Consider the following 13,716-nt stretch of genomic DNA (forward strand, 5'->3'; position numbering starts at 1 on the left):
CTCTGCAAAATTTGCAGATCAATGGCTTAAAATAAGCTTTTTAAGTCTAATAATTTCAAAGACTTAAGTTGTTGTTATGTTGACGAAGATTATAAATTGCAAAAAAAATGCGCGCCTCAGTGTGAAGCGCGCATCGAAAAGAGATTGAGTTAGCTCAATTTTATTGGTTTTGACGAGATTTAATAATTTCTTGAGCTTCAGGCGTTAGGGCGTTCATACCGTATTTTTCAATGATGGCATCAAAGACTTTGGAAATGGTCAAGCCTTGAGCAAAAGCATTGTCCACTGCTTTTCTTCTCTCATTGGCAGCTTTGTCAGAACAAGATGGAGAGGCCAAAGGCAGTGTTGGATCACTCGGACAATTTAAGGCGGCATAGACCATTTCAGAGGGGTTAAAATCACCAGCATGCGGATCATGCGAAACATCTGGACCATGGTTATGACCAGCGTGCGGATCTTGATCATAACTGGATTCTTGTGGGTAAGGAGGCGGTGTATTTTTGGATTGCATTTGAATAGGCCCCTGATTTTGTAAGACCATAATGAGGAGTAAAACAGCAATAATCGATAAAAGAATATTGGTAATATTTTGTTGTGTCATAGGCACCTTATAAAACTGATTGCTATGGACGTCCAGAAAAAGTGACCCATGCCAGGAAATTGTTTATAAAGTTCTTTATGCGTGCTTTTGAACAAATGCTAATGAACAAGCTGTATTATTTTTTCGATGGTGTCAGTGGTATAGAGCTAGATGATGAAGAGATTTTTTTGGTTCAAGGTAAAGCATGCATTAATTTAAAACAGCCAAAAACAGCAGCAGACTTTTTACGATTGATCGATGAAGCTCAGCAATATTTAAAAGACGGTATCCTACGCTTTGTATTTTCTTATGATTTTCATTTACAGCAAAGGCGACTCCCAACAGTTTTGGATGTTAATCAATATTATGCTTGGTATGGATGTGGGCGCTTGAAAGATACAACTTTTCCTGAGCAAGCCAACATGCCTGCTATAGAGTTAAGAAAAATAAAATTTAAAAAAATGAATCGTTTAGGAGACTTTGAAAAGGAATTTTTGATCCAAAAGTGGCAGGAACAATACCTTGATGTTGTTTTAAAAAGCTATCCTCAAAAAGTTAAACAACAGCAGCTAGAAAAATTCAGTAAAGGTTTGGAGTTTCATCAAGATAAAACACAGTATTTGTTTTATAAAAACGATGTAATTGTGGGTCATTACTCAATGCAGATTTTTGATTGGCCACCCTTTGGAGGTAAGGCTCTTGATCCGCATCGCTGGATAGAGCAAAGTTTACCCAAACAAGAAAGAAAAATCATTCATGCCCACATCACACGGATTTTAAAAAATAATGAGCATTATGCCATGGGAGCGGGTGTGGTGTTGAACAATGAAAAAAGTTTAAACATTTTACAGCAAAATGGTTTTATTCCATTGCATCTTTGTGTAAAAAAACTTACATAAGTTTTTTTTGTATGTGTTCGATGGCAAAAGAATTTTTCTCACTTTTTTCTTTACCCAAACAAAAATTGACTCAATGTTGTTTGCTGTAAATCCAACATTCAATAATGAAGCAATCTTTAAAGAAGTGGTTGATCGTTTTTTAAATGCATAGGGAGTGTATGAAGCAGTCATTAAAAAAAGAACTGAGGCATGATCCACAGGCGCCGCATTTGCCCAATACGCCGTGGGCCTTTGTCATGTATTTTTTAGGCTTTTACAGGTGGCCTCTGATAGGCATGTTTGTTTTTGAAATGGGTCAGGCTATGTGTCAGATTTTGGTTCCTTACGCCATACGACAATTGATTGATACAGGTACAAGTGTTAGTGGTCATTTTAGTGAAGCCCTACAAACATTGAAACCGGCTTTAACTTTATTTGTTGGCCTAAGCCTAGGGGTATTATTATTTAGTCGGGCCAGTGGCAGTATTTTGGTGATGACGGGGCCGGCTTTACGGCGCAGAGTGAGAAGAACGGTGTTTAATTATTTGCAGTTTCACTCACAGCGTTTTTTTATCAGTAATTTTTCTGGTTCTCTGGCCAATAGAATTTCTGAAATTTCGCAAGCTGTGAATCACAGCACTTGGACCGTACTGTTTGATTTTTGGCCGGTTGTTGTGAGCTTTAGTGCATCCATGTACTTGATGTATACCACGCATACTACGCTTGCTTTGGCCTTTGGCTTATGGACCATTATTTATATCATGGTATCGTTTTTATTGGCCAAGCGTTGTCAAAAATATGCCAAAGCTCATGCAGCAACGCGCAGTACGCTCAGTGGTAAAATTGTTGATGCTGTGACCAACTCACTCAATACAAAAATTTTTGCCAAGCTAGGTTTTGAGCGCAGTTATTTGGACAACTACCTTGATTTAGAAGTAAAGGCAGCACGCAAAACCTATTGGTTTATGGAAGCCATGCGTTGGTTTCAATTTTTATCCACCATGCTTTTGCAAATCGGTGTCATTGTTTTGGCTTTGCGTTTTTGGGTCATGAATGAAATTTCAGTGGGCCAGTTTGCTATGATAACCAGCTTGGCTTTGGTGGTCATTAATGATGCCCGTGGCCTGAGTCGGCGCTTTTTAGAGTTTTTTGAATACATGGGCAATATTTCCGATGGTGTCAATATCATTGTTAGAAACCATGAAATCATTGATGCAAAGGATGCTCTGCCAATTAAAATAAAACAAGGGGAGATTAAATTTGATGATGTTAATTTTGCTTACACGCCCAATAAACCGGTATTTGAGCAGTTGAGTGTAAAAATTGAGCCTGGTCAGCGCGTGGGCTTGGTGGGTTTTTCTGGCTCTGGAAAAACAACTTTTATTAATCTGCTTTTGCGCATGTATGAAGTGAACTCTGGACAGATTTTATTGGACGGACAGAACGTTGCAAAATGCACGCAAGATAGTTTACGTGAGCAAGTGAGTATGATTCCGCAAGAGCCTATGCTGTTTCACAGAACCTTGTTGGAAAACATCCGTTATGGCAAACTGGATGCAACGGATGAAGAGGTTTATGCAGCCGCCAAAGCGGCCAAAGCCCATGATTTTATTACGCAACTTCCAGAAGGCTATCAAGCTTTGGTGGGAGAACGCGGCGTTAAGCTCTCTGGTGGCCAACGTCAGCGTATTGCCATTGCCAGAGCCATTTTAAAAAATGCGCGTATTTTGGTTTTGGACGAGGCCACGTCTAGTTTGGACTCGGTCACAGAAAAAGCCATTCAGGAATCTTTTGATACTTTAATGCAAGGCAGAACCGTGGTGGTGGTGGCGCACCGTTTATCCACCATTGCCAATTTGGATAGAATCATTGTCTTTCATGAAGGCAAAATCATTGAAGATGGCAGTCATGATCAATTGATTGAAAAAGATGGCCACTACGCCAAACTATGGAGCATGCAAGCCGGCGGCTTTTTACCCCAACATGAAGATGTTTGAGACTGGTCTCTCGCATCGTCTGAAGACGATGCTCCCAGTATTCCGTCACAAAAAGCAGTGCTTTTTGTTCCTCCTAACCAGGCTGAGTGTCTAACTATTGGTTAATTACGCGAAACTATTTTATATGGTTGAGCGCGCAGGGGGTGAGCAAGCAAAAACGACGTTTTTTGCTTGCGAGGGGGAAGCGTTTTTAGTTATTGTTACAACTTGTTGTTACAGTAACTTATGCAAGGCCCCCTCTTAAATAAAGAGCGAAGCGGGAATGGTGCCTGAGACTGGACTCGAACCAGCACGAGATTGCTCTCACTAGCCCCTCAAGCTAGCGTGTCTACCAATTCCACCACCCAGGCACTTAGAATTGAGTCATTCTTATAGACCATATGACATAAATAGCCAATGAAAATATGAAAAGCGGGGTATAGACCAGGATTAATAATTATTAAAAACAGGGCTTTACAATATACTTTTCGACATGCTATGTCATCAAACATGATGAAAAAACACATGTTTATTTTGAGTATGGGCTTTTTGGCTATTTTGGTTGGATTAGCCAATACTGGATTTGCCAATGAAGCCAAGAAAACGGCAGTTAAAGCAGAAGATCATTATTTTAAAAGTTTATTGGGGGAGTGGACTTGTAAATCCGATGAGGAAGTCAATAAGCTTGGTAAGATCCAAAATGAAAAAAACTACGTGGATCATATGATCATTGATTATGATTTAGAAAAATCATGGGTATCCATGCGTTACAACAATCAGGATATCTATCAAAACCAGTGTTATTATGACTATGTAGCCAATGAAGAAACTTATAGACAAATTTGTTTAAGTTCTAAGCATGCCTGGTCCATGGCTATGGGTAAAGAAATGGGTCAAGAAGAGTTGACCTTTAAAGGTAAAGTCTATCACCAAGACAGACCCTTAACGGTATACAAAACCTTTTTAAAAACCAACAAAGGTTTACAAGTGTATTCCAAAATTAAAGATCCTAAAAAGCTCCTTAGCAAAACATGGTCGGCTCAGTGTAAAAAAGATCCAAAGAAAATTCCTCAGCCTCCTAAGCCAAGGGACGGAAGAGTTTGCTGTCTTAAACCCTAGTTTAATGACCTATGGGCTATTTAAGATATTTATAAAATAAGCTGTAGTTATTTAACAATACGACTTTCAGTGAGCTATAAATGAAACACAATCTTATAAAGTTAATATTTATTACTTTGTTTTTTCTAGGTTTGGGTATTGAAAAAATAATTATTGCTCAGGAGTTACCTTGTTACAGTACAGTTCTTTTACAACAAGGTTTTTCAAAAAAAGTTTGGCAAGAAAAAATTAGCGGACAACGTTTAAAAACACTAAGAGCATTATCTAAGCAGTATGAACAGTTAGATAAAGACATCTTTGGGCTGCTCACCAAGCAAGATCATTATGGTCAGAACAAGCATTTGTTTGGAAGCTACCATGCAAATTTTGATTACAGTGGTGGTTTTGAGGGAAGAGAAGCGCCAGAAGAAGACTGGTTCCCAGTCATTGATTTTAAAAACTATGATTATAAGCCTTCACAGCATTGGCTGCTTTCTCCTTCAAGATCTCAGTTTGAAATGAAAAACAAAATAGACAATTTTGATATCACCCGTACTGAAAAATTTTCATATTTAAACTCTTATCTCTTTTTACCTCTAGCATTAAGGATTGGCATAGAAAGACAGATGGTCATCAATACAGACATAAATCAACAAAAGGTTTTGGTCTTTGTGTTAGAAGAAGACGATGTGTTCAAGGAAGCTTTTCTACAAAGCAAAGACTTTTTTGCCCATATGTTGGCAACAAATCATATTCAGGTTGTTATGTTACTTGTACATCGTAAGATAGATAAAGATGAGCTTGTTGATACGCTGGATGGAGTTGTAGACCGTCACAATTTATTTTTTGTTGATTTTTCTGCACAGAGTCCAACTGAAATATTTTATGAAAAAAAAATAGAGTTACTGCAACGTATAGACACCATCATTCAATGCAATCGAGCATGATTAAATTATAATACCAAAATTTTTAAAAGCCTTTTTTTGAAAGGTTGAAATCCCCAGAGTAGCTAAATTGTTTTTTTTAATCCACTGATAATCTTGTGAGGCTAATGTTTTGAGGTTTAGATTTTTTTTTAAATTTAAATGTAAAACTTGAGCAATAATTTTTTGATGGGTCAATTGATGATTGATATTGGCAACGGATGTTAAGTTTGAGCTTTGTTTCTCTGTAATGCTCTCTAACCAGTGCAGGATGGTATGGTGTGATAGTTTTTTTTCACTCTCCAGGCTGGGGTTTTGCCATAAATTCTCCCAGCGGCCAGGTTGGGTACGTTTCTGCATTAAAAAATGTCCTTCGTACTCTACCAATACAATTGCCGCATAAATATTTTTTTGTTTGATCTTTTTGGCCTTTATAGGAAATTGATCCACTTGCCCCTTCTTTAAAGCAGTGCACTGTTTCTGCACTGGGCATAATAAGCATTGAGGGTTTTTTGGAGTGCAAACAGTGGCTCCTAATTCCATGATGGCTTGATTGTAATCACCCGGATTTTTTTCATCCAATAGCGATTGAGATTTTTCACAGGGTTTGGAATCATCGGCAAACAGTCTGGCCATCACCCGTTTTACATTGCCATCAACACAAGCTATAGCTTGATCAAACGCAATAGAAGCAACTGAGGCACTGGTATATTCTCCAAAGCCTTTGAGTTGAATGAGCTCTTGTGCAGTTTGTGGTAGTTTGCCGTCATAATTAGATACAATTTGGTTTGCGGCTTGATGCAAATGTTTGGCTCTTCGGTAATAGCCCAAGCCTTGCCAGTATTGCATAAGATTATCTTCTGAAGCTTGTGCTAAGTCTTCTATTGTTGGAAAGGCTTGAATGAATTTTTTATAATAAGGAATAACAGTTTTGACCTGAGTTTGTTGAAGCATGACTTCGGATAACCATATGTAATAAGGGTTTTTTGTACGACGCCAAGGTAGGTCACGAGCATATTTTTTATACCAAGACATCAGCTGCTTTTGAAATTGGCTTATGTTCATTGGATTTAAACGATGTTCAAAGACAGTTAATAATTTTATTGGGCATCCAAGTGTTCTAGAATATATCCATTGAGCATGCGGCGAATATTTACATCCATTTCTTTAAAGATAAAACCAACAACATGGTACTCTAAATCTTCTTCTGAACGAACGCGAACAACTTTTGCTTTGAGAACAATGGTTTGATCTGTATCAGGAAGGGTAAACTCCAAAAAGACAACATCGTCTTTTTCTAAGAGAATATTGGTTTCAATCAATATTCCGGACCAGCTAAGGTTGATTGACTCAGCATAGCCTTGAATCAGGTCTCCAGATAAAGATGTGATGTATATGGGAAAAAAGGTTTCAAGACGATCACCTTTGATTCTGCGATTAAACTCAATTTTAGGTTTTTCCACCATGTCTATAGCATGGTTCAAAGGTTGCTTAGATTTATTCATTTTTCCCACAGTGTCCTTATTTTAGCATTAGATTAATTACAAGCGCAAGCATCAATTTGCTCATGGCCTTATTTGATGGTCATCCCAAAACGATGTGAACGAATAGAAGGCACAGCAATATTGCCCAGATAAAATAAAGGGTTTTTGTTGTCCAAAGATAGCCAGACAAACATTGCCTTGCCACGGATGCTTTTAACTGGAATGGCCTGGTTTTGCCAATAGCGTCCGTCCAAAGAGTTATCGCGGTTATCTCCAATAACAAATACATGGTTGTCAGGAACTTTGTATGGACCAAAATAGTTTTGTTCAGGTATGGTATTAGATCTTTCCATAATAATATGTTCAACACCAAAGAGATCTTCTTTATAAAGGTGGTAATCTGTAGGGTCAGCAATAAAGCGATGGTCATACAAATATTTTTGTGAATCAAACTCAGTTTTTGCGATAGGCTCGCCATTAACATAGAGCTGTTTATCATTGATTTCAATAATATCTCCACCAATACCAACAACACGTTTGATATAATCTACCGTTGGATCATCTGGAAAAGGAAAAACAATAACATCCCCACGCTTGGGTGCCGAGAGTTGAATTAAGTTGTTGTTGGTAAAAGGAACTTTTACAGCATAACTTAATTTGCTAACAAATAAAAAGTCACCAATTTTTAGGCTTGGGATCATAGAGCCGGTTGGAATTCTATAAGGTGAAGCAACGCTGAATCTAAAAACCAAGGCTAAAAATAAAGCAAAGCTCAAGGCACGAAATGAATTTAACATAGACCCCTTTTACCTGTTGTGTTTGGGTTTGGCAACGCTTTGAACAATATAATTTGGGCTGAAATGGGCTTTATCAATAAAATTTTGTGCTCTGATGTGTTGGTCAGCTGACCACGCTAAAGTATTGGCTGATATCGGGCTGTCATTGTGATGATGAAAAAAGTCAAATGGATTTAGCAGCAGACTATCGGGACCTAAAAATAGGATTGAGTCATGATCGTTTTGAGTAAAACTTTTTTGATCAAGTTGATCAATGGCTTGTTCTTGAATAGGGTTGGATAAACTTAAACTCCCTTGCTGATAGCGATAAGAGCAATGGTAGATGTGATTTTTTCTCGATGCAATAATAGGAACCAAGGTGCAGTTATTTTCAGGTTTGCATTGAGAAATGTACTGCTGTGCCAACAAATGACAAGGATCAAGGGCAACAATGTTTTGCTGTTTTTGAGCAAAAGATAGAGCTTTGAGGCTTGCTGCGGCTATTCTTAGGCCTGTAAATGACCCTGGGCCAGCGATATAAGCATAGGCATTAATCTCATCAAGCTTTAGATCATGTTTCTTGAGTAGCGCTTGCAAGAGGACTAAAGTTTGTTCAGCGGCATCAAAGCGATTTTTACTTTTGATTTCGTCCAAAACTTGATCATGTTTAGCTAAAACCCAATGAACATGCGGCTGACTGCTATCAAGTATTAAATGCAACATGCCTCAGTATAAATAAAAATTTCATCCGTTTAGGTTAATTAAACAAGCTTCTTATTCGATCAAATAAAAAGCGATTGAGATCGACATAGAAGGTTAAGATCATCAATCCAATGATGAAAGCAAAACCTAAAGTATGACCGATACGTACTACTTTCTCTGAAACTGGGCTGCCTTTGATGACTTCAATGAAAAAGAACAGCAAGTGTCCACCATCCAACATGGGAATGGGTAGCAAATTCAATAAGGCCAAAGTGATGCTCAGCATGGCCATCATTCTAAAAAATGCATCAAAACCACCTTTTTTATAAGAGGTGCCGGCAAGGTAAAAAATAGAAATAGGTCCACCCAGGGAGTTCATGGATAGGTTGCCTGTAAACAGTTTACCCAGACCCTTGGCAGTGAGTACGGTTAACTTTATGGTTTCCTCTACACCTTTGTATAAAGCTTTAAAGGGGTTTGTGTAACGTTCTTTAAAGAAGGCTGGCATACCGGTTAAGGCAGCCGACTGTACACCCAAGCGTTTGAATTGCTTTTTATCTTGAGTCAACTCATCTTTTTCAGAAACAAGTTGTGGTTCCGCTGTTAGCGTTAAAGGAACATTGTTTCTTAACACACCTATCTTTAAAGCTTCATCTGCCGACTGAATGCCTTGGTGAAATTGTGACCAATCACTAAGCTCTTGACCATTGAGGCTGACAACTTTGTCATTGACTTTTAAACCAGCTTTTTCAGCCACGCTGTCGGGAAGGACGTGTCTAATATAAAGTTGGCCATTTTCTATGCCAGCATGGGCAGCAGAAAGAAACTTGCCATTTAAAGCAATGGTTTTTTCTTGAGCCTGATCAAGCGTGTTTTTTTGTAAGGCTTCAGTGCTGTAGCGTTTGACATGTAGAGTCATGTTTTGACTCAGTTCTTGGTCAAAGTATTGCTCTACCTGCCACCAATGGTTAATATCTTTGTTATTGATTTTAGTGATTTGATCACCAGTGCGTAAGCCGGCTTTATATGCAGCGCTATCTTCATTGTTGATACCTACAATAGGCAAGAAAGGTAAGTAACTCACACCAATTTGTGAAGCTTGGGTTTTCTCACCGTAAACATTTTCAACCTCTGATTTTGTGGCCTTAACAGTAATACTTTGTTGGCGTTGATTGCGTTTATAAACCAAATCAATGTCACCGGCTTCTTGAGTTCTTAAAATATTAACGAAATGACTCCAGGTACTGACCTGTTCACCGTTGATAGAAAGAATTTCATCACCAGCTTTTAAGCCAGCAACAGCAGCGGGCTGTCCAGGGCGTACATCACCAATAACCGGTTTTAAAGTGTCCGTTCCCACCCAGAAAATAATGGCATACACAAAAATAGGTAAAATAAGATTAAAAATTGGCCCCATAGAGGCGATGGCAATACGATTCCAGACTGGCTGATTCATGTATGAGCGTGGGTCATCAGCAGGAAGTTCTTTTTCAACATCTCCTTGAATAGCTTCCATCTCTTCACCATGCATTTTAACATAACCACCCAAAGGAAAGGCGCAAATCGCATACTCGGTTTCACCCCATTGTTTTCTAAAAATAGCCGGGCCAAAGCCAATGGCAAAACGTTCAACATAGACGCCACATTTTTTGGCCACCAAAAAGTGTCCAAGCTCATGGAAAAAAACCAATCCACCAAACAGAACAATGGGTAAAACTATACTTGCAAACATATTCGAATCATTCCTTACTATTTTAAAATTATATCTTACAGCTTATTTATACACGCTTGGGCAGTTTGTCTACCCCAAGTATCGGCTTGTAGAAAGTCGTCTAAATTAACAGTTTTTTGGCCTTTGTAACAGTTTAAAACGGTTTCATTGATTTGGGTGATCTGAGTGAATGAAATTTGTTGATTTAAAAAAGCGTCAACACTCACTTCATTGGCCCCATTGAGAACAGCGGGGTAGTCTGGACCTGCTGTGAGACTGTTCATCGCCAGTTGCGTGGCTGGAAAACGCTCAGTATCTGGAGCAAAAAATTCAAGTTTTGATAATGTAGAAAAATTAAGAAATTCAACAGCCTGCTCAATTCTATTAGGATAAGACAGAGCATAAGCAATGGGGCCTTTCATATCGGGTTTACTCAATTGTGCTAAAATAGAACCGTCAATGTATTCAACCATAGAGTGAACAATAGACTGCGGATGGATAACAATATCCAACTTATCTGCGGGAATATTAAACAGCCAATATGCTTCGATGGCTTCAAGGCCTTTGTTCATCATAGTAGCAGAATCAATTGTAATTTTATTACCCATAGACCAATTGGGATGCTTTAAGGCTTCTTCTAAGGTGATGGTATTTAAATCTTTATCTTTTTGTAAAAAGAAAGGGCCACCTGAGGCAGTTAAAATCATTCTATGGATATTGCCATGAGATGGGTCTTTCTTGTTTTCTAGACATTGAAAAATAGCACTGTGTTCACTGTCAACAGGCAAGATAGTACTTTTGGGATGTTCTTTTAGAACTTGATTAACATACGCTCCAGCAACGACTAAAGATTCTTTGTTGGCCAAAGCAACCGTTTTATCAGCTCTAATCGCAGCAATGGTTGGCTTGAGACCCGCTGCCCCAACAATAGCAGAAATAACATAATCTGCTTGGTCGATTGCAGCTACTGCGCATGCACCTTCTTCACCGTACATAAACTCTGTATGTTCTAAGTTTGCACAACGCTCTTTTAGAACTTTACAGTCAGATTCCTGAACACAAGAAACCAATAGGGGTTGGTATTTAAGGCACTGCTGACTTAAAAGATCAATATTACGGCCTCCTGCTAAGGCCACTACTTTAAATTGCTGTGGATTCTGATCAATTAAGTCTAGGCTGGATAAGCCAACAGAGCCGGTTGAACCTAAAATAGAAATAGACTTCATGCTTGTACCTCGGTTGTTTTGTGGGCTTTGCTATCGCCAAATCGCCGCTCTCTTTGATTAAATACAGTTATGGCTTTTTTCAGTTCTTCAACAGAGAAGTCCGGCCAGAGTGTGGGTGTAAAATAATACTCGCTGTATGTGCTTTGCCAAGGTAAAAAATTTGAGCTCCTGTACTCACCGCTCGTTCTGATAATAAGGTCGGGGTCAGGTATATTGTGAGTATCAAGATAGCTTGCAATACGTTTTGGGTTAATGTCGTTGAGAGTGATTTTTTTATCAAGCAGGTCTTTTCCAAGTTTTTGAACTGCACGCGTGATTTCTTCTCTGCCGCCATAGCTTAAGGCCAAAGTTAAAGTCATTTTTATGTCTTTATTGTTTTCTTGAGTTTTTTGTTTGGTTTTTTCAACGAGAGTTTGAACTTTTTTGGGTAAAAACTGATGATCACCAATGGTATTAAAAGTAATATCATTGTCTATCATTTTTTCTAGCTTACTGTTAAGAAACTGCTCTAATAAGTTCATTAGGCCACTTACCTCTTGCGGTGAGCGCTGCCAATTTTGTTGTGAAAAGGCATACAAGGTTAGGTAAGGAATCTTAAATGACCTACAAGCTTCAATAATCGATTCAGTTGTGCTTACCCCTTTGCGGTGACCAAAGATTCTGGGTAAGCTTCTTTTTTTAGCCCACCGGCCGTTGCCATCCATAATAATAGCCAAATGTTGAATGTTCTGTGTATCCAGTGTTTTTGTAGAGTTGGGTAAAGAACTTTTTTTAAATGGCCACATGAGGCAGTACGATCACAAGCTATATAGCTAAAATCTCTTTTGATTTAAGCTCAGCCAAGGCATCAATTTTTTTGATATTTGAATCGGTCTTTTCCTGAATATCGGCTTGAAAACGTTTATGTTCGTCTTCTGAAATTTCTTTATCTTTTTCTGCTTTTTTCAGTTCATCCATACCATTGCGACGAATATTGCGGATGGCAATTTTCGCGTCTTCAGCATGTTTGCCTACGAGCTTTACAAACTCCTTACGGCGTTCCTCAGTTAATGCAGGAATAGGAATGCGTATAATTTTACCATCGTTTTGGGGGGTAAAGCCCAAGTTAGATGATTGAATAGACTTCTCTATCATATCCAATGCACTTTGATCCCAGGGTTGAACTACAAGTGTTTTTGCGTCTGGAGTTGAAACTGTTGCCATTTGTGCAATGGGTGTAGGTGTGCCATAATAATCTACTTTAATAATATCAAGCATGCTGGGGTTGGCGCGACCTGTTCTGACTTTACTCAAATCGCTTTCAAATGCAGCTATGGCTTTTTCCCATTTTTCATTCAGTTCTTGTAGTAAGCTTTCCATAAAGTGGTCTCCTTCAATAATTATCTGTGACTCTAGGCATTGGATACAGTGGTACCAATATCTTCACCAGCAATAGCTTTAAGTATATTGCCTTCTTTCATCATGTTAAATACAATGATAGGCATCTTATTGTCCATACACAGTGAAGTCGCGGTAGAGTCCATGACTTTTAAACCTTTCTGTAAAACCTCAAGATAGCTTAAGGTGTCAAATTTTTCAGCATCGTTGTGCTTTAAAGGATCTTTATCAAATACACCATCTACGCGCGTCGCTTTTAAAATGACATCAGCGTTGATTTCCATGGCTCGTAAAGATGCTGTAGTATCCGTTGTAAAAAATGGACTGCCGATACCGGCAGCAAAAATAACCACACGGCCTTTTTCTAAATGTCTTGTAGCACGCCGCCTGATATAGGGCTCAGCAATTTGCTGCATGGAGATAGCGCTTAAGACTCTTGTTTTAACATTTTGTGCTTCTAAAGCATCTTGCAAGGCAAGGGCATTAATAGTTGTTGCCAGCATGCCCATATAGTCGGCTGAGGCTCTATCCATACCTTTGGATGCACCAGCAACGCCTCTAAAAATATTTCCGCCACCAATGACTATAGCAAGTTCAACGCCTGTTGACATGACCTCTTTTAACTCTAACGATAAACGAGACAAAATACTGGGGCTGATACCGTAGCCATTGTCATCACATAGGGCTTCGCCACTTAATTTTAATAAGACTCTTTTGTATTGATGATTCATTGGCATTTAGACTACGTGGGCAAAAACAATTGGTCAATACAAGAACAAGAATCAATAACTATTTTCAACAAAGGGGGGACCTGTCCCCCCTTCTTTGGGGGCTCTGCATAAACAACAGTAGTTCCTGCGTCACAACTGTTGCTAAAAAACGCGGTTTTCACCAAATTCATCCCACCCTGGGAAAATTCGGTATAAAACCTCTTTTCCATTATGCTAATACCACATTGCATTGTTTGTTTTGTGAGGTCCACCTA

At 38.7% G+C, this 13,716-nt stretch carries 14 protein-coding genes and 1 tRNA gene; 4 read left to right on the plus strand and 11 right to left on the minus strand.

The window, feature by feature from the left end:
- Nucleotides 1–160 precede the first annotated feature (160 nt).
- Nucleotides 161–601: a hypothetical protein gene (locus tag MRY82_03355; protein MCI5071969.1), complete on the minus strand. Its 441-nt coding sequence runs from the start codon at nt 599–601 to the stop codon at nt 161–163.
- Between the two features lie 77 nt (nt 602–678).
- Here MRY82_03355 and MRY82_03360 point away from each other — a divergent pair, with 77 nt between their 5' ends.
- Together MRY82_03360 and MRY82_03365 are read left to right on the plus strand one after the other, a co-directional pair.
- Nucleotides 679–1,479, plus strand: coding sequence for a hypothetical protein (locus MRY82_03360; protein MCI5071970.1), 801 nt, complete (start codon nt 679–681; stop codon nt 1,477–1,479).
- Nucleotides 1,480–1,637: 158 nt separating this feature from the next.
- A complete protein-coding gene (locus tag MRY82_03365) occupies nt 1,638–3,455 on the plus strand; it encodes an ABC transporter ATP-binding protein/permease (GenBank protein ID MCI5071971.1) in 1,818 nt (605 codons plus the stop codon).
- Between the two features lie 263 nt (nt 3,456–3,718).
- On the opposite strand, the gene MRY82_03370 is transcribed toward MRY82_03365, so the two are convergent.
- Nucleotides 3,719–3,805, minus strand: a tRNA-Leu gene (locus MRY82_03370).
- 139 nt (nt 3,806–3,944) lie between these two features.
- Here MRY82_03370 and MRY82_03375 point away from each other — a divergent pair.
- Nucleotides 3,945–4,553, plus strand: coding sequence for a hypothetical protein (locus tag MRY82_03375; protein ID MCI5071972.1), 609 nt, complete (start codon nt 3,945–3,947; stop codon nt 4,551–4,553).
- Between the two features lie 80 nt (nt 4,554–4,633).
- Entirely contained in the window at nt 4,634–5,479 is an 846-nt protein-coding gene (locus MRY82_03380) for a hypothetical protein (GenBank protein MCI5071973.1), read from the plus strand.
- Here the strand turns inward: MRY82_03380 and mutY are convergent, their stop codons facing one another.
- The 9 genes from mutY to pyrH all read right to left on the minus strand — a co-directional run bounded on the left by mutY (nt 5,480) and on the right by pyrH (nt 13,462).
- The gene (gene mutY / locus MRY82_03385) at nt 5,480–6,490 is read right to left on the minus strand and encodes an A/G-specific adenine glycosylase (protein ID MCI5071974.1); all 1,011 of its coding nucleotides are present in this window, start codon (nt 6,488–6,490) and stop codon (nt 5,480–5,482) included. It lies immediately after the preceding gene.
- Nucleotides 6,491–6,555: 65 nt separating this feature from the next.
- Nucleotides 6,556–6,960 (minus strand): PilZ domain-containing protein, encoded by a 405-nt coding sequence (locus MRY82_03390; protein MCI5071975.1) that lies wholly within the window; start codon nt 6,958–6,960, stop codon nt 6,556–6,558.
- A 68-nt stretch (nt 6,961–7,028) separates the two neighbouring features.
- Nucleotides 7,029–7,736 carry a signal peptidase I gene (gene lepB, locus MRY82_03395; protein MCI5071976.1) on the minus strand — a complete coding sequence of 236 codons (708 nt, stop codon included), beginning with the start codon at nt 7,734–7,736 and terminating at the stop codon, nt 7,029–7,031.
- 9 nt (nt 7,737–7,745) lie between these two features.
- Entirely contained in the window at nt 7,746–8,438 is a 693-nt protein-coding gene (gene tsaB / locus MRY82_03400) for a tRNA (adenosine(37)-N6)-threonylcarbamoyltransferase complex dimerization subunit type 1 TsaB (protein MCI5071977.1), read from the minus strand.
- Nucleotides 8,439–8,472: 34 nt separating this feature from the next.
- The gene (rseP, locus tag MRY82_03405) at nt 8,473–10,149 is read right to left on the minus strand and encodes an RIP metalloprotease RseP (protein MCI5071978.1); all 1,677 of its coding nucleotides are present in this window, start codon (nt 10,147–10,149) and stop codon (nt 8,473–8,475) included.
- A 35-nt stretch (nt 10,150–10,184) separates the two neighbouring features.
- Nucleotides 10,185–11,354 (minus strand): 1-deoxy-D-xylulose-5-phosphate reductoisomerase, encoded by a 1,170-nt coding sequence (locus MRY82_03410; GenBank protein ID MCI5071979.1) that lies wholly within the window; start codon nt 11,352–11,354, stop codon nt 10,185–10,187.
- A complete protein-coding gene (locus MRY82_03415) occupies nt 11,351–12,139 on the minus strand; it encodes an isoprenyl transferase (protein ID MCI5071980.1) in 789 nt (262 codons plus the stop codon). Before MRY82_03415 ends, MRY82_03410 begins: the two co-directional genes overlap by 4 nt.
- A 19-nt stretch (nt 12,140–12,158) precedes the next feature.
- A complete protein-coding gene (frr, locus tag MRY82_03420; protein ID MCI5071981.1) occupies nt 12,159–12,713 on the minus strand; it encodes a ribosome recycling factor in 555 nt (184 codons plus the stop codon).
- A gap of 32 nt (nt 12,714–12,745) precedes the next feature.
- Nucleotides 12,746–13,462, minus strand: a complete 717-nt coding sequence (gene pyrH, locus MRY82_03425; GenBank protein MCI5071982.1) for a UMP kinase — start codon at nt 13,460–13,462, stop codon at nt 12,746–12,748.
- Nucleotides 13,463–13,716: the final 254 nt, after the last annotated feature.

Source organism: bacterium (assembly GCA_022763185.1).
Taxonomy (GTDB): Bacteria; Bdellovibrionota_G; JALEGL01; order JALEGL01; family JALEGL01; genus JALEGL01.

Excerpts from the sequence above, each read along its gene's own strand:
- MRY82_03360 (MCI5071970.1), top strand. The coding sequence starts at position 679 with ATGCGTGCTTTTGAACAAATGCTAATGAACAAGCTGTATTATTTTTTC.
- MRY82_03375 (MCI5071972.1), top strand. The coding sequence starts at position 3,945 with ATGATGAAAAAACACATGTTTATTTTGAGTATGGGCTTTTTGGCTATT.
- MRY82_03390 (MCI5071975.1), bottom strand. The coding sequence starts at position 6,960 with ATGAATAAATCTAAGCAACCTTTGAACCATGCTATAGACATGGTGGAA.
- MRY82_03415 (MCI5071980.1), bottom strand. The coding sequence starts at position 12,139 with ATGTGGCCATTTAAAAAAAGTTCTTTACCCAACTCTACAAAAACACTG.
- MRY82_03365 (MCI5071971.1), top strand. The coding sequence starts at position 1,638 with ATGAAGCAGTCATTAAAAAAAGAACTGAGGCATGATCCACAGGCGCCG.
- lepB (MCI5071976.1), bottom strand. The coding sequence starts at position 7,736 with ATGTTAAATTCATTTCGTGCCTTGAGCTTTGCTTTATTTTTAGCCTTG.
- MRY82_03355 (MCI5071969.1), bottom strand. The coding sequence starts at position 601 with ATGACACAACAAAATATTACCAATATTCTTTTATCGATTATTGCTGTT.
- rseP (MCI5071978.1), bottom strand. The coding sequence starts at position 10,149 with ATGTTTGCAAGTATAGTTTTACCCATTGTTCTGTTTGGTGGATTGGTT.
- MRY82_03380 (MCI5071973.1), top strand. The coding sequence starts at position 4,634 with ATGAAACACAATCTTATAAAGTTAATATTTATTACTTTGTTTTTTCTA.
- MRY82_03410 (MCI5071979.1), bottom strand. The coding sequence starts at position 11,354 with ATGAAGTCTATTTCTATTTTAGGTTCAACCGGCTCTGTTGGCTTATCC.
- frr (MCI5071981.1), bottom strand. The coding sequence starts at position 12,713 with ATGGAAAGCTTACTACAAGAACTGAATGAAAAATGGGAAAAAGCCATA.
- mutY (MCI5071974.1), bottom strand. The coding sequence starts at position 6,490 with ATGTCTTGGTATAAAAAATATGCTCGTGACCTACCTTGGCGTCGTACA.
- pyrH (MCI5071982.1), bottom strand. The coding sequence starts at position 13,462 with ATGAATCATCAATACAAAAGAGTCTTATTAAAATTAAGTGGCGAAGCC.
- tsaB (MCI5071977.1), bottom strand. The coding sequence starts at position 8,438 with ATGTTGCATTTAATACTTGATAGCAGTCAGCCGCATGTTCATTGGGTT.